Below are 19,568 nucleotides of genomic sequence, written 5' to 3' on the forward strand. Positions count from 1 at the left end.
TGAAGCAATCAGGGATCGCCGACAACCCCGTGGCCGGCATGGCGCTCTGCGATTCCGCGCACAAATTCCGGGAGGAGGAACATGGCGCGTCGCCGGTCATGCGAACGCCGCGACGAGATTTCGCCGCGGCGTTGCTTACAGTGCTGAATGGTGTCGAGACCGCCTCAGCGCCGCTCCCACAATTGTCTTGCCAGGATGCCGACCTTGCGCTCGATCGCCTCGGCCGCATCGAGACACATGTCCTCGCGATAGCGCGAGCCGACGATCTGGACGCCGACCGGCAATCCCTCATGCAGCCCGACCGGCACCACGGCCGCCGGCAGCCCCAGCACGTTCATCGACGAAATGAAGCGCAGATCGTTCCAGAACAACTCCTTGACGCGCTGGTCGCCGCCGAGATCGGCATTGACCTCCGGTGTCTGGCGCACCGAGGTCGGCATCAGCACCAGCGGATATTGTTCAAGGAACGTCATCCAGTTCCTGATGTGGCGCGACCGCTCGGCGATCGCCTTCATGTAGCCGGCCTGGTCCAACGGATTTGCCAGCGCCATGAAGCCGTGGAACGTCTTCTGGAAGTCGGCGCTGGAGGTCGCCAGCATCTGGTCCTGCTGCAGGATGCGGGTCTCGGTCATGATCAGGTCGCACCAGAGCTGCCAGACCTTGTTGAGATCGGGCACCTCGACCTCGCTGACCGCATAGCCCGCATCGGCCAGATGATCGGCCGCCTTGCGCTGAAGCGCGATCACGCCGCGATCGGTCGTCATGTCCTCAGGGATCTTTGCGAGCGCGACCTTGATCGGTGCGGCCGGCTTCGGCCCCGTCAATGGCGCCGGCACGTACCAGGGATCGCGCGGGTCGCGCTGCGCCATCACCTCGAGGCCGAGGCGCACGTCGGCGACGTGGCGCGCCAGCGGTCCCTGCGACGACATGAACTGCGCCATCAGCGGCCGTTCCGCCGTGGCGCTGGGATTGAACGCCGGAATCCTGCCCTGGGTCGGCTTGATGGTGGCGATGCCGTTGCAGTGCGCCGGCCAGCGCAGGGAGCCGCCGATGTCGTTGCCATGCGCGATGGTGCCGATGCCGGCCGCGATCGATGCGCCGGCGCCGCCGGATGATCCGCCGCAGGTCACGTCCGCGTTCCAGGGATTTCGTGTCAAGCCGTGCAGCGGATTGTCGGTGAAGCCGCGCAGCGAGAATTCCGGGGTGTTGGTCAGGCCGATGATAACAGCGCCGGCCTTCTTGAGATTGGCCGTCACCGGCGAGTCGCCCGGCGCGATATTGTCCTTGAAGGCGACCACGCCGTTCGAATTGGCCTGGCCTTCGACGTCGATGTTGATCTTGATCGTGACCGGCACGCCGTGCAGCGGTCCCACGGCGCCGCCCTTCCCTTTGCTCGCCGCCAGCGCTTCGTCCGCCGCCTTGGCCGCCTTCAGCGCAGCGTCGCCGAGATCGACGACAACGGCGTTGAGCGCCGGATTGGCCGCGTGCATGCGGTCGAGATGGGCACGAACCACCTGCTCCGATGTCACTTTGTTGCTCTTGATGGCCGCCGCCGTCTCCACGGCGGACCATTGCCAGATCGGTGCATTCGTCACGTTGTACTCTCCCATGATGCTCAGTGTTTGTTGTTGGTTTCGAAATCCGTGTGCCTTCAATCGCGCGGGTCGATCGGCGTCAGCGTCGACGCGCGCGCCTCGATCACCTCGGCGACGGCGAGACAAACATCCTCGCGGAAACGGCCGGCGATCACCTGCACGCCGACCGGCGCGCCGCCGGCGGTCCCCGTCGGCACCACGACCGACGGAAAGCCGAGCGCGGGGACCGCAAGCAGCGGCCGCTGCGCATCGAGCAGTGCGCGCACCACCGTTGCGTCTTCCTGATCCTGATCGAAGCGGAACGGCAATTGCGCCGAGACCGGCAGGATGATGACCGGGCAGCGCTCTTGGAACAGCTGCCAGGCCCGCACGATCGAAAGCCGCTGCTCGAAGCAGGCCAGCACCTGATCGCCGTCGAGTTCAGGCGCATAGGCAATATGGCAGTCAAGATTGTAGCGGCTGCGATCGTCGCCGAACTTGCGGATCATCGGCGCCAGCACGCGTCGCTCCTCATTGATCACGAGGCGATGCCAGAGATCGGCCGCCTCCGCGAGCCGCGGCGGCGAGGTCTCCTCCACCGCAAAGCCGGCCTCCGCGAGCCAGCGTCCGGCGGTACGCACCGCTGCGCTGACCTCCGGCGCCTCGTCGCCGAACGGCGCCGCCGCGATCGCAACGCCGACCGGACGCTTGAGTGGCGCACCTTGCAAGGGCACCGGCAGCCATGTGCCGTCGCGCGCGTCCGCCTGCGCCATCGCGGCGAGGCCGGTGCGCAGATCGGCGACCGAGCGCGCGAGCGGCCCCTGCACCGACATCATCTGCGACGTGATCGGACGATCTGACGTCGCCGACGGATTGAATGCAGGAATTCGTCCCGGCGTCGGACGCAGGCCGGCGACGCCGCAGGCATAGGCGGGATAGCGGATCGAGCCGCCGAAATCATTGCCGTGCGCGATCGCGCCCATGCCGGAGGCCACGGCCGATGCGGCGCCGCCGCTGGAGCCGCCCGGCGTCAGGTGCCGGCTCCACGGATTATAGGTCGCGCCGTGCAGATCGTTGTTGGTGAACCAGCGGTGCGAGAAGGCCGGCGTGTTGGTGCGCCCGACAATGACGGCGCCCGCTTTGCGGAAATTCGCGACCACCGGGTTGTCCTCGGCGGCGATGACGTCGCGGAAGGCGACGACGCCGTTGGTGGTGGCGTGGCCGCGCTGATCGACATTGACCTTGATCGTGACCGGCACGCCGTGCAGCATGCCGAGCTCCGCGCCGGATTTCACCGCGGCATCGGCAGCATCTGCCGCCACCAGCGCTTCGTCGGCAAGCACCTCAACGATGGCGTTCAACGCCGGATTGACCTGCGCGATCCGGTAGAGGCTGGATTGCACGGCTTCCCGGCTCGAGATCACACGCGTCGCGATCGCGCGCGCCAGATCGACAGCCGACCAGCTCCACAACTCATTCTCGCGCCGCGTGACCATGACCGCTTCCTCCAACGCTGTTGTTCAGTCGAGCCGCAACGGCTGGTAAAACACCGGCAGATCCATGCGGCGGTCTTCCGCGGGGACCACCACGGCTTCGGCGCTCAGCACATGGTCGAGCATCACGCGCCGGGCGCGCGCGGCATTGCCGGAGCGGAACGCGGCCATCAGGCGCTTGTGAAACTCGATGTTCTCGCAGGTGAAGCTGGATGCGAATTCCTGCACACCGAGCTTGCCGATCAAATGCCGGATCGCCTCGTTGACGAAGCGGGCGACCAGGCCGAGCAGCGGATTGGGACAGGCCTCGATCAGGATGTCGTGGAAGTCGATCTCGGCGTGGCGGTGGTGCTCCCAGTCCGCGATGCCGCCGGGATGATGCTCCTGCACCGCGATCGCCTTGTCGAGTGCGGCGAACTGCTCCGCGGTGAGGTGGCCGACCACGCTGAAGGCGAGCTCCGGCTCGATCAGGCGGCGGATCTGGTAGATCTGCGCGGTAGAGATCGACTGGAAATAGAAGTAGTTGCTGAGCAGGCCGACGATCCGGTTGATCGACACCGGCGCCACCCGCGCGCCACCGCCGGGACCGGTGGTGTTCTGCACCAGCCCCTGCACTTCCAGCGATTTGAGGGCCTCGCGGATGGTCGAGCGGCTGCAGCCGAACATCTCGATCAGCTCAACCTCCTGCGGCAGCCGGTCGTTCGGCTGCAAGCCGGCCTGGAAGATGTGGCTACGGATCAGATCGGCGACGGCGTCCGAGCGTTTGCGCTTGATCGAGGCGCGCCGCGACGGGTCCAGAGAGGGAAGAGCCGATTTATCCATTTTATGATCATAAATAGGACCGAGGTGGCTTGGCAAGCCCTCGGTGGCCCAACCGGGACGGTCTTGAAGCCGGCTATTGGTTCGCCGTGAGGCGCATCCGGCGACAGAATCCCTCAATGAACCCCGCGAGCGCTTCGAAATTGGCGAGCAGCCTTTCAGCCAGTTCTCGATCAACGGATCCGGGGACAAACGATTCCGTCAGACGCCTTTGACGATCTGCCCAAGCCCGGCATGTTGCGGCCTTGGCTTCGGCAAACGCAACTTGCTCGCTTCGGCGGACGAGCCTGTCTTCTTGCTCAAGCGATCGCCTGCTGGGGATTGATCTCGTATTGGCTGGAACGCCCGGACGCTTGAGCAGATCCAGGTCGTGATCCGTGTTTGCGCGCGCGATGGCCTCATTCATGTATGTGCCTCCCGCCAGCCGCAGTCCTGGTCGGCGCGGCTTAGCTTCAGGACTCAAGAACTGCTCGATCTCTGTCAGCAGGTCACGAAGCTCATCGGTCGAGAACCCCTGCAGGGCGTCGTCGACCTGGCTTCGGGCGCTCTCCGGATAGACGGCGTTGTCTTCGGCCATTGGCGTACAGCAAAATCGAAATAAGCCTGTCAGGCAGGCACCATGCATTCCTATCAAAAAGGTAACGGCAGCCTTTGCGCGGCGCTCAGTCCAAATCGGACGACGCCCACGCGGACAATGATTTTTGTCATCGCGCGCGTTCGCGAATCGAATGGCACTCAAAATAGGTTAGGGACGGAACAGCGCCTAGTGCACTCTGTGCCAGCCGCGCTCCGCGCCAGCCATCGGCCAAGTCTTGGTTGCCGCATCCTTAAAGCCGGAACACGCCGTTGCAAAAATCAGAGCAGGCGACTGCGGATGAATGTGAGCGAAGCGAGCGATGGAGAATCCGGATCGCTCAGCCTTGCGTGCGCTGTGCCTCGAGGCCGCGGCTGTAGCGCGACATCGCAAAGCAGAACACGAAGTAGATCACGCCGACGAAGACGTAGACCTCGACGCTGAACGACTGCCAGGCCGGATCGACGATCGCGGTCTTGGCGGTGGTCAGGAGATCGAAGATGCCGATGATCAGGACCAGGCTGGTGTCCTTGAAGAAGGCGATGAAGGTGTTGACCAGCGGCGGGATCACGTGGCGGATCGCCTGCGGCAGCACGATCAGCGCGTTCTTCTCCCAGTAGGACAGCCCGAGCGCGTCGGCGGCCTCATACTGTCCGCGCGGCACCGCCTGCAGGCCGCCGCGCACCACTTCCGCAAGGTAGGCGCCGGCATAGAGGATGAAGGCGATCTGCGCGCGCAGCAGTTTGTCGATGTTGACGCCGTCGGGCATGAACAGCGGGAACATCACGCTCGCCATGAACAGCAGGCTGATCAGCGGCACGCCGCGGATCAATTCGACATAGAGCACGCAGAGCGAGCGGATCGCCGGCAGCTTCGAGCGGCGGCCAAGCGCGACCAGGATGCCGAGCGGGAAACCGAACGCCAGACCGAAGGTCGCGAGGATCAAGGTCACCGGCAGCCCGCCCCAGCGGTCCTGTGTGACAAAGGACAGCCCAAGGAAGCCGCCCCACATCAGGCAGCCGATCGCGATCAAGGCTGCGGCCCACAGCAGGAACAGCTCCTTGCGCCAGAGGCTGCGGCGGCTCGAAATCGCGAACAGCGCGATGAAAATCAGGACCGCGAGCGCCGGCCGCCACTGCTCGTCGAACGGATAGGTGCCGAACAGGATGAAGCGGTACTTCTCGGGGACGACGGCCCAGCAGGCGCCGACGCCGCGCAGCGCGCGGCAGGCGCTGCTGTCATTGCCGGAGACGATCCAGACCGCGTTGGCGATGCCCCATTGCCAGAGGCCGATGCAGGCCTTGCCGAGCACGAACAGCAGCAGCAGCGTCATGATGCTGGACGGGATCGAGGCGAACAAATTGGCACGCAGCCACGCGGTGAGATGACCGCCGAGCGCCCGCGGCGCCGGCCGCGGCCCGATCGGCAGCGGATCCTGCGGAAGGTGGGCGACCGAGCTCATCTCAGCGCTCCACCAGCGCGATCCGCGCGTTGTACCAGTTCATGAACAGGCTGATGCCGAGGCTGATGGTGAGGAACACCATCATGATCAGCGCGATCGACTCGATCGCCTGCCCGGTCTGGTTCAGCGTGGTGTTGGCGATCGAGACGATGTCCTGGTAGCCGACCGCGACCGCGAGCGAGGAATTTTTCGTCAGGTTCAGATACTGGCTGGTCATCGGCGGGATGATGACGCGCAGCGCCTGCGGCAGCACGATCTGCTGCAACACGAAGCTGCGCTTCAGCCCGAGCGCCTTGGCGGCATCCGACTGCCCACGCGGCACCGCCTGAATGCCGCTGCGCACGATCTCGGCGATGAACGCCGAGGTGTAGGTGACGAGCGCGATCAGCAGCGCAAAGTATTCCGGCGCCAAGGTCAGCCCGCCGACGAAGTTGAAGCCGCGCAGCTCCGGCAGCATGATGCTCCAGCTCGCTCCCAGAAGCCACGACACCAGTGCGGGCAGCGCGACCACGAGGACGAGTGCGTAGGGCCAGGCCGGCCGCGCCTTGCCGTCGAGCATCTGCTGCGCGATCAGGCGGCGCCTGACGAGATGGAGCACGACGAGGCCTGCGACCAGCGCAAGGATCGTCCACCAATTGGCCTCCTGCAACGGGACCGACGGCAATATCAGCCCGCGGTTGGAGAGGAACACGCCCTCGACCGGCTTCCACGCCTGGCGCGCCGCCGGCAGGCCCTGCATCAGCACGTACCAGAACAGCAGCTGCAGCAGCAGCGGCAGATCGCGCAGCACCTCGACATAAACCGCGGCAAGCCGCGCCAGCAGCCAGTTCGACGACAGCCGCGCGATGCCGACCAGCGTGCCGATCACGGTCGCCAGCACGATGCCGATCACGGCGACGCGCAGCGTGTTGACGATGCCGACGATGAAGGCGCGCAGGTAAGTGTTCTTCGGCGAGTAATCGATCCAGGAATCCGCGATCGGCATGCCGGCTTCGCGGCCGAGGAAGGCAAAGCCGGTCGAGATGCGTCGCACCGAGAGATTATGGACCGCGTTCGACCACAGCCAGGCGACGATGGCGACCGCGATGGCGACCACCAGGACCTGCCAGAACAGGCCGGCGACGCGGGGATCGCTGAGCGAAAGCCGCCAGGACCGACCTGGAGCCCGGGCGGGGGAGCGTTTCGGCGTCGATGTCGTCACAGCACAAGGATCCCAGTGAGAAGCGATCTTCTGCCATGCGCAAGAGCGTATTCGGGGCTGCGCACTTCATATGTTGCACCAAATCGACATTCGTGCAACATATGTTTCATGGCCCAGGCTCAGCCGAAACCATCGCCCCTGAACGAATTGTGCAGCGCGTTGCCGTCGCTGCCGATGCGTTTGCAGGAGGTCGGGCGTTTTGTCGCAGCCAATGATTACGACGCCACCACCCGCTCGATGCGCGATCTCGCCTCGGTCGCCGGCGCCGATCCTGCATCCTTCACCCGTCTTGCCAAGGCGCTCGGCTATTCCGGCTGGGACGAATTGCGCGCCGCACTCACCGAGGCGCGACGGCCGGCGCAGGCCTCGCCGTTCTCCGGCCGCGCCAAGGGCCGCCGCGCCGGGCCGAATGCCGATGTCAAACTGGTGCACGACAAGATCGAGGCCGAAGCCGCGGGGCTGGCGCGGATTTCGGCGAGCGCGATCGCGGACGCCGCGCGTGCGCTGCACGCCGCTGATAGAATCTGGATCACGGGCTTTCGCAGCTGCCGCAGCGTTGCGGAACTCCTGACCTACCAGCTTCGCCTGTTCCGCCCCGACGCCGTGCAGCTGGTCGGCGGTTCCGGCCCGTTCGATCTCGACCACGGCGCTTTCCGCTCAGGCGACGCCGTGGTCGTGATCGGCTTTGCGCCCTACACATTGGTCAGCGTCGAGACCGCGCGTGCGGCGCATCAGGCGCACGCCACGCTGATCGCGATCGCCGACACGATCAGTGCGCCGATGGCTGAGGGCGCCGATCATCTCCTGCTGTTCGAGGCCGCCTCCTCTCCCGGCTTCTTCCCGAGCCTGACCGGCGCGATCGCAGTCGCCCAGTCGCTGGCCGCCGTTGCCTTCACGCTGGGCGGCGCGGGCGCAAAACGCAAGCTGGAGCAGACCGAGGGCCGGCTCGCCGCGATGTCGCAATATTTTGTCGAGAAAGGATAAGTATCATGGCAGCCAACAAGAGCCGCGTGATGCATCGCAGCCTGCGCGAGACCCCGCCGAAAGCAATCGGCGGTGACGGCGTCTGGCTGATCGCGGAGGATGGCCACCGCATTCTCGATTCCTCCGGCGGCGCCGCGGTGTCCTGTCTCGGGCATCAGCATCCGCGGATTCTGGCCGCGATCGCAAAGCAGGCGTCAAAACTTACCTATGCGCATACCGGCTTCTTCTCGTCGGAGCCCGCGGAAGAACTCGCCGAGCGGCTGGTTGGCCACGAGCCCGGCGGTCTCGGCTATGTCTATTTCGTCAGCGGCGGATCGGAGGCGATCGAGGCCTCGATCAAGCTGGCGCGGCAATATTTCATCGAGCGCGGCGAGCCGCAGCGCGCCCGCTTCATCGCGCGCCGCCAGAGCTATCACGGCAACACGCTCGGTGCGCTGTCGGCCGGCGGCAATGCCTGGCGCCGCGAGCCCTATGCGCCGCTGCTGTCGCCGTCGTTCAGCCACGTCACCCCGGCCTTCGCCTATCACGAGAAGCGCGACGATGAATCGGAGGTCGCCTTCGTCGCGCGGCTCGCCGCCGAGCTCGAAGCGGAATTCCAGCGGCTCGGCCCCGAGAACGTTGCCGCCTTCATCGCCGAGCCCGTGGTCGGCGCCACCGCCGGCTGCGTGCCGGCGCCGGAAGGCTACTTCAAGGCGGTGCGCGAGATCTGCAACCGCCACGGTGCGCTCCTGATCCTCGACGAGGTGATGTGCGGCATGGGCCGCACCGGCACGCTGCATGCGTGGGAGCAGGAAGGCATCTCGCCGGACATCCAGGCGGTCGCCAAGGGCCTCGGCGGCGGCTATCAACCGATCGGTGCGATGCTTGCGAGCGGTGCCATCGTCGACACCGTCCGCAACGGCTCCGGCGCGTTCCAGCACGGCCACACCTATCTGGCGCATCCGCTCGCCTGCGCCGCCGCGCTCGAGGTGCAGAAGGTGATCAGCGAGGAAAAGCTGCTCGACCAGGTCAAGGCGCGCGGCCGCCAGCTCGAGCAGCGGCTCACCGAACGCTTCGGCAATCACCGCCATGTCGGTGACATCAGGGGCCGCGGCCTGTTCTGGGGGATCGAGCTGGTCGCCGACCGCGGCACGCGGCAGCCGTTCGATCCCAAGCTGAAGTTGCATCAGCGGATCAAGTCCGCAGCGTTCGCCGGTGGGCTCGGCTGCTATCCCTCGGGCGGCACCGCCGACGGCCAGCGCGGCGACCATGTGCTGCTCGCCCCGCCCTATATCGCTACTTCCGGCGACATCGACATGATCGTCGAAAGGCTCGGCGCTGCGGTAGATGGCGCGTTGAAAGATGTTGGTCATTAGGAGGAGGACAGGATGAGGAAAACATTGATCGCGGCGAGCCTGCTCGCCGCAAGCATCGCGAGCGCAAGCGCGGCGACGCTCGACACCATCAAGCAGCGCGGCACACTGGTGTGCGGCGTCTCGACCGGCTTTGCCGGCTTCTCGGCGCCGGACTCGCAAGGCAATTTCAAGGGCCTCGATGTCGACTATTGCCGCGCGCTTGCCGCCGGCGTGCTCGGCGATGCCAATAAGGTGCGCTACGTCGCGCTGACCGCGCAGAACCGCTTCACCGCGCTGCAGTCCGGCGAGATCGACGTGCTGTACCGCAACTCGACGCAGACCTATCTGCGCGGCACCACGCTCGGCCTGCGCCAGGGCCCGGTCAATTTCTACGACGGCCAGGGCTTTGTGGTGAAGAAGGATCTCGGCGTGAAGGAGCTGAAGGATCTCAAGGGCGCCACGGTCTGCGTCGCGCAGGGCACCACGCATGAGGTGACGCTCGGCGATTACGGCCGCGCCAACGGCATCGACTGGAAGCCGCTGGTGTTCGACCGCCCCGACACCATGTATCAGACCTTCTTCGGCGGACGCTGCGATGCCATGACCCAGGACGCCTCGGCGCTCGCCGGCGCGGTCGCGACCGCCGCGCCAAAGGCGGAAGATTACGTCGTGCTGCCGCAGACCATCAGCAAGGAGCCGCTCGGCCCGTTCACCCGCAACGGCGACGAGGTCTGGAGCGACATCATCACCTGGCTGCATTACGGCCTCGTCGAAGCCGAAGAGCTCGGCGTCACCCAGGCCAATGTCGACGAGATGACGAAGTCGCAGGTCCCGGCGATCCAGCGCCTGCTCGGCGCGTCCGGCGATCTCGGCAGCCGGCTCGGCCTCGACAACAAATGGCTGGTCGCGGCGATCAAGGCCGGCGGCAATTACGGCGAGATCTTCGAGCGCAATGTCGGCAAGGCGAGCCCCTTGAAGCTCGAGCGCGGCCTCAACGGCACCTGGAGCAAGGGTGGCTTGATGTACGCGATCCCGTTCAAGTAACGGATCACCTCGCCCCGCATACGGGGAGAGAGCCCCTCACCCCAACCCTCTCCCCGCGAAGAGCGGGGAGAGGCAGAAGGAAACAGCGGCCATGCGCATCACCCTCATTCATGCCCTGAAGCACTCGATCGTCCCGATCGAGGCATCATTCGCAAGGCATTGGCCGGAGGCACGGCTGATGAACCTGCTCGACGACAGCCTGTCGGCCGATCTTGCGCGCGACGGCAAGCTCAGCGAGCGGATGACCGAGCGTTTCCTCACCATGGGCCGCTACGCCGTCAGCACCGGCGCCGACGGCGTCCTGTTCACCTGCTCGGCGTTCGGCCCCTGCATCGAGGCGGTGGCGCGCGCGCACGCGCCGATGCCGGTGCTGAAGCCGAACGAGGCGATGATCGAGCAGGCGGTCGCGAAGGGGAAGCGCATCGGCCTGCTCTCGACCTTCCCGCCGACGCTGGTGTCGATGCCGCCGGAATTTCCAGCGTCGGTGACGCTGGTGCCGAAACTCGCCGAGGGCGCGCTGGCGGCGCTCGATCGCGGCGACCGCGCCGAGCATGATCGCATCGTGGTCGAGGCAGCCAGGGATTTGCGCGACTGCGATCTGATCGCGCTCGCGCAATACAGCATGGCGCCGGCGGCCGAGCGCGTCGCCGAGGTCACCGGACGCGAGGTGCTGACGACGCCCGACAGCGCGGTCAAGAAGCTGAAGGCGCTGCTCGGAATCAAGTAGGCGCGCCCATCATCGCCGGGTTCCGGCGGTAGTGGCTTTCGGCCCGTAGCCGACAAACAAATCTGTCGATAGTGTGCCGCGCGGCCTCGGCGGAGGCTCGTGACGTAATCTTCTGCTGTCACATTATTTTCCCAGGCTGAGGCGGCCGACTTCCGGCCGAGATGAGGGCAAACTCCCGATGCGAAATACCTCTTTCCTTGTGATTGCAGCCATCGTTGCGCTTCTCAAACCGGCGGCCGCCCAACAGTCCCCGCCTGCGTCATCGGCGAGCGCCTCCTCCGCGCAATTGACGCAAAAGGTGAACGCCTATGTCGGGTGCATCAACCGTCTTTCGGCGCGATCATACGAATCCCGCGAACGCTACTTTTCCTGGGCCGCCAAAAGCGGTCCCACCGGCAAGGAGCGGATCATCTACGGCACTTACACGATCTACGACACGTCCGACTGCAAGACCAGCGTCGCAGCCGCCAATGCAATGGACCCGCATGATGCCGGGCTTGAAGCGGCTGCGAATGCATATGTTGCGGCCGTCACCACGCTCGAGCCGCTGTTGAAGGAGGCGGACGACTACTACACCCAGGAGAACTACAAGGACGACAAGATGGCCAAGGGCAAAGCGTTCCATCCGCGCCTGGTCGCGGCATGGGATGCGTTTGCCGGCGCCGACAAGGCGCTGCGCGCCGGCGTCGAGGCGATCAATGACAATCGCGCAGCCGAGCAGCTGGCCGCGATCGAGGCGAGCGAAGGCCGCAAGTCGCACTACTATGTCGAGGCCCTGATGATCCAGGCCAAGCGCGTGCTTCGCGCGCAGCAGGCCGACAAACCCGATCTCGACGCGATAACCCAGGCGCTCAACGAATATGAGGCCACCGTGAAGGCAACCGAGGAGGCCTCGGGCAAGGACGGTGACGTCAAGCTCGGCTCGATGTTCATCGGCAGCGCCAAATCATTCCTCACCACGGCGAAGCAGCTCATGCGCCGCGTTCGCGACAAGGTGCCCTACAGCTCCGGCGAGAAGATGATGCTGAGCAACGCCGGCGCGGGCTGGATGGTGGAAGGATCGCCGGCCCGGCTGATGCGCGACTACAATCAGCTCGTCGACGGCTACAACCGCGGCGCCCGCATCTGAATCCACCCTGCAAAGTTGCGAGCACCGCGCCAGCGGGCTCCCGGCTGCCGCCTACTTCGTGACGTCGACGTCGCGGGTCTCGGGAATCATCCACATCGCCCAGAGCGTGATGAGGCTGGTGACCACCATGTACCAAGCCGGGGCCAGCGGGCCCGCGACACCGAGCAGCCAGGTGATGATGAACTGCGTCGTGCCGCCGAACAGCGTGACGCCGATCGCGTAGATCAGCGAGGTGCCGGTGGATCGGAAGGCGGTCGGCATCAACTCCGGGATGGCGACCAGGCTCGCCGCGCCGCTCATCGCCGCCAGGAGAGCGGTGGTCCCGGTCACAAAGAGCAGCGTCGCGGCATTCGGGCTCGCATGCAGCAGCATGAAGAGCGGGATGACGAGAACCGTGAGAACGACGCGAGGCCAGATCATCAGCGCCTTGCGGCCATAATGGTCCGACAGGTAGCCGGCCGCGAGGGCAGCAATAAAGGTGATCAGGCCGCCGACGAGCGTGCCGGTCTGGGCCAGCGTCGCGGGCAGCTTCAGCGTGTGGATGGCGTAGGTCGTCATGTAGTTGCCGACCTGGGCCGAGACCGCGCCGGCCAGAAGGAGCAGGATCCCGAGAATCAAATAGCGTCGATACCCGGAAACGACCGTGGCAACGATTTCGGCTCCGCTCTTCCCGGACTCGTCCTCGTGGGTCTCGGGCAGCTTGCGGCGCATATACACTGCGATCGGGATCAGGATCAGGCTCACCAGAAAGGGCACGCGCCAACCCCAATCGGCGAGCTGGGCCTCGGTCAGGTTGGCCGAGACGAGCACGCCACACAGGCCCCCGACGAGAACCGCGATGCCCTGACTGGCGATCTGCCATGACGCATAGAGGCCACGCTTGCCGCTCGGTGCGCCCTCGACCAGCAGCGACGTCGACGGTCCGACCTCCCCGCCGATGGCGAGACCCTGCAGCAGCCGGCAGATCAGGATGATGATCGGCGCCGCCATCCCGATCGAGGCGTAGCTCGGCGTCGCCGCCAGTCCCAGTGTGCCGACGGTGATGAGCGCAACCGTCAGGATCATGGCCGGCTTGCGGCCGGCCTTGTCCGCGAAGGCTCCGATCACCACGCCGCCGAGCGGCCGGGTCAGGAAGCCGACGCCGTAGACCGCGACCGACGCGAGAAGACTTGCGGCCTCGTTTCCGACCGGGAAGAAGGCCTTGCCGATATAGACGGCAAAGAAGGCGTAGATCACGAAGTCGTAGAATTCGAGCGCGTTGCCGGCAATGGCGGCGGCGACTGCGGTCTTCGTGATCGTCGGCTTCTCGTCGGCGGAATCCGGCAACACTGCGCCACTCGCGATGTTCGCGCTCATGTCTTTCTCCGTGTCGGTTGGTCCCTGGGATCCGTCAGGACTGCGGGGCTTGGCTGAGGAAGCGCTCGGCGAGCATCACCCAATAGGCGCTGCCGACCGGAATGTTGGCGTCGTTGAAGTCGTAGCCGGGATTGTGCACGGGGACGCCGCCGGTCTCGCCGGGCATGCCGTTGCCGACCAGGAGATAGCAGCCCGGCCGCGCCTCCAGCATGAATGCGAAATCCTCGCTTCCGGTCAGGGCCTCGCCCTGCGGGACCACCTCGGTCTCGCCGACGCGCGCACGGCCGACCTCACGGGCGAATTCGGTCTCGGCGCTGGAATTGACGAGCGGCGGATAGCCCTTGCAGTACTGGATGTGGGCCCAGCAGCCGTAGCTTTCGGCTTGTGCGTGGACGAGAGCGGTGATGCGCTGCTGAAGCAATTCGCGCACCTCGCGATCGAGCGCCCGGACGGTCAGTTCAAGCTTCGCACCGTCAGGGATGACGTTGTTGGCGGTGCCGGCCTGCAGCACGCCGACCGTGACGACGGCAGTCCGGTTCGGGTTGACGTTGCGTGCGACCACGGTCTGCAACGCCATGACGATGCTGGACGCGGCAACCACCGGGTCGACGGCAAGATGGGGCACCGCGCCATGGCCGCCCTTGCCGATGAGCGTGATCAGCACCTTGTCGGAGGACGCCATCATCGGACCGTCGCGGAAGACGAGGCGGCCCTGCGGGTAGCCCGGCATGTTGTGCATGCCGAAGACGGCGTCGCAGGGATAACGCTCGAACAGGCCGTCGGCGATCATCCGGGCAGCGCCGCTATCGGCAAGCCCGTATTCCTCGGCGGGCTGGAAGATCAGATTCACCGTGCCGTTGAAGTTGCCGCGCTCGGCCAGAACCTTGGCGGCCGCGAGCAGCATCGTGGTGTGGCCGTCATGGCCGCAGGCGTGCATCACGCCCGGCTTGGTGCTGGCATGGCCGAGGCCGGTCGCTTCCACGATCGGCAGGGCGTCCATGTCGGCCCGCAGGCCGATCGCGCGCGGGCCGTTGCCGCGGCGAAGCTGGCCGACGACACCCGTGCCGCTGATGCCGCGCTCGACCTGGTAGCCCCAGTCCGTGAGCAGCCCCGCCACGAGCTCGCTGGTGCGGTTTTCGTCGAAGGGCAATTCGGGATGGCGATGCAGGTCGTGCCGGATGGCCGTGAACGTATCGGCCTGACTGCGGATGAGCTGAAGCACCTCGGTCATAACGTCCTCCCGTTATGGCCGGATCGTCAGGTATTGACCTGCTATGTGTCCAATGCATAGTTCATTTGAACTTGATGCCGATTGGTTATGGATTTCGGATGAACCTGCAAAAGCTTCGCCACTTCGTGGCCCTGGCGGAGGCCGGGACCTTTACCCGGGCGGCGGAGCGCATCCACCTGACCCAGCCGGCCCTGTCGCGCAGCATTGCCCAGCTCGAGGCCGAGCTCGGCCTGAAACTGATCGACCGGATCGGCAAGAAAAACGAGATCACGGCTTTCGGCCGGGCGGTGCTTGAACACGCGCGGCATGTCGTATTTGAGGCCGACGAGCTCTCCCGGGTCGTCGCCATGCAGCGCGGCGGCGCGGGAGGGCGAATTCGCGTAGGGCTCGGCTCGACCCCAAGCGCCGTACTGGCGGCGCCGCTGTTGGCCTACGCGACGCGCCAGCAACGCAGGCTCCGCTTGACGCTGGCGCGCGGACCTATTCCGCAGCAAGTCACCGCTTTGCGCGAGCGCCGCCTCGACATGCTGGTCGTCGAGAGCAGTTCCATCCCGCCCACGTCCGATCTCAGCCTTGAAATTCTGCCACCACTTCGGGTGGGCTTCCTGGCACGACGCGGCCATCCGGCGGCGCGTCGGAAACGCCTGTCATTCAGCGATGTCGCCCTCTATCCACTCGCATCGACGATCCACTCTGAAGCGCAGACGAGGGGGCTGATCGCGAATTATGGACCTCGGGCGCATCCCGATGAAAGCCTTACGATCGTGTGCGAGGATATCGCGAGCATGATCGATTGCGTGGTGAGCACGAACACGGTCTATTTCGGCATCGTGGCGCCCGCGCGCGAAAAGATTGAGGCGAAACTACTGGTCGAGCTTCCGGTTCGGCCCGAAATCAAACCCTCCCTGTTTGCGATCGTTCGCCTGCCCGGACGTTCAGAGCCGCCGGCGCTATCCGCGATACGCGATATCGTCTACAAGCAAATGCGGGATTGAAGGGCGATGCGCGGCGGCTCGCGCCGCTGCGTAGGGTGGATTAGCCAACGGGTCCGCCCGAAGGGCGGCCCAATGACAGGCTCCGCGTAATCCACCGCGACGCAGAAACGATGGCGGATTACGCCTTGCGGCTAATCCGCGCTACAGAGCCTACGCCCCCACGTCATTCACGTTCAGATCGACACCCTGCGGGTCCTTGATGGTCGACACCGTGATCAGCGAGATCAGCGACAGCACCGCGATATAGACGCCGACGCGCCAGGACTGGCCGTAGGTGCCGATGATCCATTGCGCGATCATCGGCGCAAAGGCGCCGCCGAAGATGGCGCCGAGTGCGTAGCCGATCGAGACGCCGGAATAGCGCACCTTGGCCGGAAACAGCTCGGCATAGAGCGCCGCCTGCGGGCCATAGGACAGGCCGAGCGCGATGGTGAGGCCGACCGCGCCGACGAAGAACAGCAGCAGGTTCTTGCTGTCGATCAGGAACCACATCGGCACCGCCCACAGCACCATCAACCCGTAGCCGATCTGGAAGCAGCGCACGCGGCCGATCTTGTCGCCAAAGATGCCGCCCAAGAGCGTGAAGATGAACCAGCTCACCGCCGCGAGCGTGCCGATCAGCAGCAGCTGCTCCGACGGCATCTTCAGCGTGTTGGTGCCGTAGCTGATGATGAACGCGATCAGGATGTAACCGGCCGCATTGTTGGCCATGAAGATCAACGCGGTGCGCAGGATCTCCTTCGCATGATTGCGCATCAATTCCCGCAGCGGCGCGGAGGATTCCTTGTGCCGGCGCTGCATCGCCAGGAACACCGGGGACTCTTCGACCGTGCGGCGGATCATGATGCCGACGACGATCAGGAGGATCGAGAGCAGGAACGGAATCCGCCAGCCCCATTCGATCATCGCCTGCTTGCCGAGCGTCGCGGTCAAGACCCACAACACGCCGGTTGCCAGGATCATGCCGAGCGGCGTGCCGATTTGCGGGAACGAGCCGAAGAAGCTGCGCTTGTCGCGAGGTGCCGATTCCACCGACATCAGCGCCGCGCCGCCCCATTCGCCACCGGCCGAGAAGCCCTGCAGGATGCGGAGAAGAATCAGGAGTGCCGGCGCCCAGGCGCCGATCTGCGCGTAGGTCGGCAGCAGGCCGACCAGCGCGGTCGCAGCGCCCATCAACAGCAGCGTGACGACCAGCATGTTCTTGCGCCCGAAGCGGTCGCCGAGATGGCCGCAGACGATGGCCCCGAGCGGGCGGAACAGGAAGGAGAGGCCGAGCGTCGCGAACGAGACGATCTGCGCCAGCAGCGGATTGTTCGCATTCATCGGCGCGAAGAACAGCGCACCGAACACCAGGCCGGCCGCCTGGGCGTAGACGAAGAAGTCGTACCACTCGATGGTGGTGCCGACGAGCGTTGCGGTGAGGACCTTGCGCTCCTCATCCGACAGCGTTGCGCCGCGCGAGCGCGCGGAGATTTCGATGGACATGTGGCCTCCCCAAACCCGTTTTTGGCCGTACGGGCATGATCGGCCGCGATGCGCCTGCCCCGCACGGATGCTGGTACCGGGATAGCAGAGCTTCCGGCGCGGGACGAGTAAAATAGTTGCAGCAGCAACGATAGCGCGCCAACCAACGTCCTCGGGGCCGGTTCCATGACCCGGCTACCTCACCCGCCGCCGACGGTCTCCCATCCCAAAACGCCGATTGTGCAATGCAACAAGACCGCTATGCTGGCGGCCTCCAAGAGGTTTTAAGTGTCTGACATCAATGCCGATGCCTGGGTGTCCTCAGGCCACCGCCCGATGGGCTTTCCGGAATTCGTCGTCGTCATCGCCTCCATCATGGCGCTCAACCCGCTGGCGATGGACATGATGCTGCCGGCGCTGCCGAACATCCGTTCTGCGTTCCAGATCGCCGACGCCAACCGTCCGCAAATGGTGCTGTCGATCTTCCTGGTCGGCTTCGGCGTCGGCCAGTTCGTGATGGGCCCGCTGTCGGATCGTTTCGGCCGCCGCCCGGTGCTGCTCGGCGGCATGACCGTCTACACCATCGCCGGCCTGCTCGCGATCATGGCGCCCTCGTTCGAGACGCTGCTCCTGGCGCGCGCGCTGCAAGGGCTCGGCACCGCGGCAACCCGCGTGATCGCGACCTCGATCGTGCGCGACTGCTACGCCGGCCGGCGGATGGCGAGCGTGATGTCGCTTGCGATGATGGTGTTCATCGCGGTGCCCGTGATCGCGCCGTCATTCGGACAGGCGGTGATGCTGCTGACGCATTGGCGCGGCATCTTCGTGCTGTTGATGATCTACGGCGTGATCGCGCTGGCCTGGAGCGCGATGCGGATGCCGGAGACGCTGCCGCTCGAACTGCGCAAGTCGCTGGCGATCCCTGAGGTACTGTCCGCGTTCCGCCAGACCGTCACCAACCGCCAGACGCTCGGCTACGCGCTCGCCGCCGGCGGCGTGCAGGGCTCGCTGTTTGCCTTCGTGTTCTCCTCGCAGCAGATCTTCACCGAGGTCTTCAAGCTCGGACATTACTTCCCGGTCGCATTCGCCGCGTGCGCGGTCGGCGTCGCGATCGCCGGCTTCCTCAATTCGCGCATCGTCGGCCGCATCGGGATGCGCGTGATCTCGCACGCCGCGCTGACCGGTTTTGCCGTCGTCGCCGGCGCGCTGTTCCTCGCGGTGAAGACCGACACGCTGTCGCTCCCGCTGTTCATGGTACTGGCGGGCCTGATGATGTTCGCGTTCGGGCTGATGATGGCGAACTTCACGGCGCTCGCGATGGAGCCGCAAGGCAAGATCGCCGGCACCGCGTCCTCGCTCTACGGCACCATCACCACCTTGCTCGGGATCGGCGTCGGCACCACGATCGGGCAAGATTACGACGGCACGCTGCTGCCGTTCGCCACCGGCTTCTTCCTCTGCACGCTGGCCGCGCTCGCCGTGGTGCTGGTAACGGAAAAGGGCCGCATGTTCCGGCCGCATCACCGTCCGATTTGATGAAGTAGCCCGGATGGAGCGAAGCGAAATCCGGGGTTCGTCACACTGGCACAACTGCCCCGGATTGCGCTTCGCTCCATCCGGGCTACGCTTCTAATTTGCTGCAGGGCTGTAGCCCGCATGAGCGAAGCGATATGCGGGGCCGCTGTTCCCGGATGTCGCTTCGCTCATCCGGGCTACGCTTCCGTAGTTGGTTTCAGGCTTCGCGAGCTCGCCCGGCATTGGTCCGCGCCCGCACTGGCGCGGCCGCACGTCGCGTCGCCGCGAATCCCTCCATGCCCAGCTGCCACTGCAGGCCGACGATCGCGCCCTTGGTCGGCTGCAGCAGTCCGAGCGCGCTGAACAGCGTGAACGGCAGCCAGATCGCGAGTTGCAGCCAGGCCGGCGGCGCGTAGGTCATCTCCACCCAGAGCAGCGCCGGCACCACGACGTGGCCGACCACGACGATCACGAGATAGGCCGGGAAATCGTCGGCGCGCTGCGGGGTGAAATCCTCGCCGCACACCTCGCAATGATCCGCCACCTTGAGGAAGCGGCCGAACAGATGGCCGCGCCCGCAGTTCGGGCACTTCATGGTGAAGCCGCGCAACATCGCCTTTGGCAGGGAAACCGTCTCGGTCATTGTCGTTGTCCTTGACCTGATCT

17 protein-coding genes are annotated in these 19,568 nt (G+C 65.6%); 7 read left to right on the forward strand and 10 right to left on the reverse strand.

The window, feature by feature from the left end; translation table 11 throughout:
• Positions 1-164 precede the first annotated feature (164 nt).
• The 6 genes from ACOIX3_RS33390 to ACOIX3_RS33415 all read right to left on the reverse strand — a co-directional run bounded on the left by ACOIX3_RS33390 (position 165) and on the right by ACOIX3_RS33415 (position 7,036).
• Entirely contained in the window at positions 165-1,610 is a 1,446-nt protein-coding gene (locus tag ACOIX3_RS33390; RefSeq protein WP_420966267.1) for an amidase family protein, read from the reverse strand.
• Between the two features lie 41 nt (positions 1,611-1,651).
• On the reverse strand, positions 1,652-3,070 hold the full coding sequence (locus ACOIX3_RS33395; protein WP_420966269.1) for an amidase family protein: 1,419 nt from the start codon (positions 3,068-3,070) through the stop codon (positions 1,652-1,654).
• A 24-nt stretch (positions 3,071-3,094) separates the two neighbouring features.
• A complete protein-coding gene (locus ACOIX3_RS33400; protein ID WP_420966271.1) occupies positions 3,095-3,889 on the reverse strand; it encodes a FadR/GntR family transcriptional regulator in 795 nt (264 codons plus the stop codon).
• 73 nt (positions 3,890-3,962) lie between these two features.
• Complete coding sequence (locus ACOIX3_RS33405; protein WP_420966272.1) at positions 3,963-4,463, reverse strand: hypothetical protein; 501 nt, start codon at positions 4,461-4,463, stop codon at positions 3,963-3,965.
• Positions 4,464-4,800: 337 nt separating this feature from the next.
• Complete coding sequence (locus ACOIX3_RS33410; RefSeq protein WP_420966273.1) at positions 4,801-5,922, reverse strand: ABC transporter permease subunit; 1,122 nt, start codon at positions 5,920-5,922, stop codon at positions 4,801-4,803.
• Position 5,923: 1 nt separating this feature from the next.
• Positions 5,924-7,036 (reverse strand): amino acid ABC transporter permease, encoded by a 1,113-nt coding sequence (locus tag ACOIX3_RS33415; protein WP_420971847.1) that lies wholly within the window; start codon positions 7,034-7,036, stop codon positions 5,924-5,926.
• A gap of 195 nt (positions 7,037-7,231) precedes the next feature.
• Between ACOIX3_RS33415 and ACOIX3_RS33420 the strand changes: the two genes are divergently transcribed.
• From ACOIX3_RS33420 to ACOIX3_RS33440, 5 genes are all read left to right on the forward strand, one after another.
• Positions 7,232-8,107 carry a MurR/RpiR family transcriptional regulator gene (locus ACOIX3_RS33420; RefSeq protein WP_420966275.1) on the forward strand — a complete coding sequence of 292 codons (876 nt, stop codon included), beginning with the start codon at positions 7,232-7,234 and terminating at the stop codon, positions 8,105-8,107.
• 5 nt (positions 8,108-8,112) lie between these two features.
• Complete coding sequence (locus ACOIX3_RS33425; protein ID WP_420966276.1) at positions 8,113-9,462, forward strand: aspartate aminotransferase family protein; 1,350 nt, start codon at positions 8,113-8,115, stop codon at positions 9,460-9,462.
• A gap of 12 nt (positions 9,463-9,474) precedes the next feature.
• On the forward strand, positions 9,475-10,485 hold the full coding sequence (locus tag ACOIX3_RS33430) for an amino acid ABC transporter substrate-binding protein (protein ID WP_420966278.1): 1,011 nt from the start codon (positions 9,475-9,477) through the stop codon (positions 10,483-10,485).
• Positions 10,486-10,576: 91 nt separating this feature from the next.
• Positions 10,577-11,212 carry an aspartate/glutamate racemase family protein gene (locus ACOIX3_RS33435; RefSeq protein WP_420966281.1) on the forward strand — a complete coding sequence of 212 codons (636 nt, stop codon included), beginning with the start codon at positions 10,577-10,579 and terminating at the stop codon, positions 11,210-11,212.
• A gap of 298 nt (positions 11,213-11,510) precedes the next feature.
• Positions 11,511-12,341 carry a YiiG family protein gene (locus ACOIX3_RS33440; protein WP_420966283.1) on the forward strand — a complete coding sequence of 277 codons (831 nt, stop codon included), beginning with the start codon at positions 11,511-11,513 and terminating at the stop codon, positions 12,339-12,341.
• A 51-nt stretch (positions 12,342-12,392) separates the two neighbouring features.
• Here ACOIX3_RS33440 and ACOIX3_RS33445 read toward each other — a convergent pair whose 3' ends face one another.
• Positions 12,393-13,697 (reverse strand): MFS transporter, encoded by a 1,305-nt coding sequence (locus ACOIX3_RS33445; RefSeq protein ID WP_420966285.1) that lies wholly within the window; start codon positions 13,695-13,697, stop codon positions 12,393-12,395.
• Between the two features lie 34 nt (positions 13,698-13,731).
• Positions 13,732-14,928 (reverse strand): M20 aminoacylase family protein, encoded by a 1,197-nt coding sequence (locus tag ACOIX3_RS33450; RefSeq protein WP_420966286.1) that lies wholly within the window; start codon positions 14,926-14,928, stop codon positions 13,732-13,734.
• Positions 14,929-15,026: 98 nt separating this feature from the next.
• Here ACOIX3_RS33450 and ACOIX3_RS33455 point away from each other — a divergent pair, with 98 nt between their 5' ends.
• Positions 15,027-15,923, forward strand: coding sequence for a LysR family transcriptional regulator (locus tag ACOIX3_RS33455; protein WP_420966288.1), 897 nt, complete (start codon positions 15,027-15,029; stop codon positions 15,921-15,923).
• Between the two features lie 150 nt (positions 15,924-16,073).
• Here the strand turns inward: ACOIX3_RS33455 and ACOIX3_RS33460 are convergent, their stop codons facing one another.
• Entirely contained in the window at positions 16,074-17,408 is a 1,335-nt protein-coding gene (locus ACOIX3_RS33460; RefSeq protein WP_420966289.1) for an MFS transporter, read from the reverse strand.
• 315 nt (positions 17,409-17,723) lie between these two features.
• On the opposite strand from ACOIX3_RS33460, the gene ACOIX3_RS33465 reads away from it, so the two are divergent.
• On the forward strand, positions 17,724-18,923 hold the full coding sequence (locus tag ACOIX3_RS33465) for a multidrug effflux MFS transporter (protein WP_420971848.1): 1,200 nt from the start codon (positions 17,724-17,726) through the stop codon (positions 18,921-18,923).
• A 196-nt stretch (positions 18,924-19,119) separates the two neighbouring features.
• On the opposite strand, the gene ACOIX3_RS33470 is transcribed toward ACOIX3_RS33465, so the two are convergent.
• Positions 19,120-19,545: a DUF983 domain-containing protein gene (locus ACOIX3_RS33470; RefSeq protein WP_420966291.1), complete on the reverse strand. Its 426-nt coding sequence runs from the start codon at positions 19,543-19,545 to the stop codon at positions 19,120-19,122.
• Positions 19,546-19,568 lie beyond the last annotated feature (23 nt).

The sequence above is a fragment of the Bradyrhizobium sp. B120 genome (genome assembly GCF_049075665.1).
GTDB lineage: Bacteria > Pseudomonadota > Alphaproteobacteria > Rhizobiales > Xanthobacteraceae > Bradyrhizobium.

Excerpts from the sequence above, each read along its gene's own strand:
- ACOIX3_RS33390 (WP_420966267.1), bottom strand. The coding sequence starts at position 1,610 with ATGGGAGAGTACAACGTGACGAATGCACCGATCTGGCAATGGTCCGCC.
- ACOIX3_RS33395 (WP_420966269.1), bottom strand. The coding sequence starts at position 3,070 with ATGGTCACGCGGCGCGAGAATGAGTTGTGGAGCTGGTCGGCTGTCGAT.
- ACOIX3_RS33400 (WP_420966271.1), bottom strand. The coding sequence starts at position 3,889 with ATGGATAAATCGGCTCTTCCCTCTCTGGACCCGTCGCGGCGCGCCTCG.
- ACOIX3_RS33405 (WP_420966272.1), bottom strand. The coding sequence starts at position 4,463 with ATGGCCGAAGACAACGCCGTCTATCCGGAGAGCGCCCGAAGCCAGGTC.
- ACOIX3_RS33410 (WP_420966273.1), bottom strand. The coding sequence starts at position 5,922 with ATGAGCTCGGTCGCCCACCTTCCGCAGGATCCGCTGCCGATCGGGCCG.
- ACOIX3_RS33420 (WP_420966275.1), top strand. The coding sequence starts at position 7,232 with ATGGCCCAGGCTCAGCCGAAACCATCGCCCCTGAACGAATTGTGCAGC.
- ACOIX3_RS33425 (WP_420966276.1), top strand. The coding sequence starts at position 8,113 with ATGGCAGCCAACAAGAGCCGCGTGATGCATCGCAGCCTGCGCGAGACC.
- ACOIX3_RS33430 (WP_420966278.1), top strand. The coding sequence starts at position 9,475 with ATGAGGAAAACATTGATCGCGGCGAGCCTGCTCGCCGCAAGCATCGCG.
- ACOIX3_RS33435 (WP_420966281.1), top strand. The coding sequence starts at position 10,577 with ATGCGCATCACCCTCATTCATGCCCTGAAGCACTCGATCGTCCCGATC.
- ACOIX3_RS33445 (WP_420966285.1), bottom strand. The coding sequence starts at position 13,697 with ATGAGCGCGAACATCGCGAGTGGCGCAGTGTTGCCGGATTCCGCCGAC.
- ACOIX3_RS33450 (WP_420966286.1), bottom strand. The coding sequence starts at position 14,928 with ATGACCGAGGTGCTTCAGCTCATCCGCAGTCAGGCCGATACGTTCACG.
- ACOIX3_RS33455 (WP_420966288.1), top strand. The coding sequence starts at position 15,027 with ATGAACCTGCAAAAGCTTCGCCACTTCGTGGCCCTGGCGGAGGCCGGG.
- ACOIX3_RS33460 (WP_420966289.1), bottom strand. The coding sequence starts at position 17,408 with ATGTCCATCGAAATCTCCGCGCGCTCGCGCGGCGCAACGCTGTCGGAT.
- ACOIX3_RS33465 (WP_420971848.1), top strand. The coding sequence starts at position 17,724 with ATGGGCTTTCCGGAATTCGTCGTCGTCATCGCCTCCATCATGGCGCTC.
- ACOIX3_RS33470 (WP_420966291.1), bottom strand. The coding sequence starts at position 19,545 with ATGACCGAGACGGTTTCCCTGCCAAAGGCGATGTTGCGCGGCTTCACC.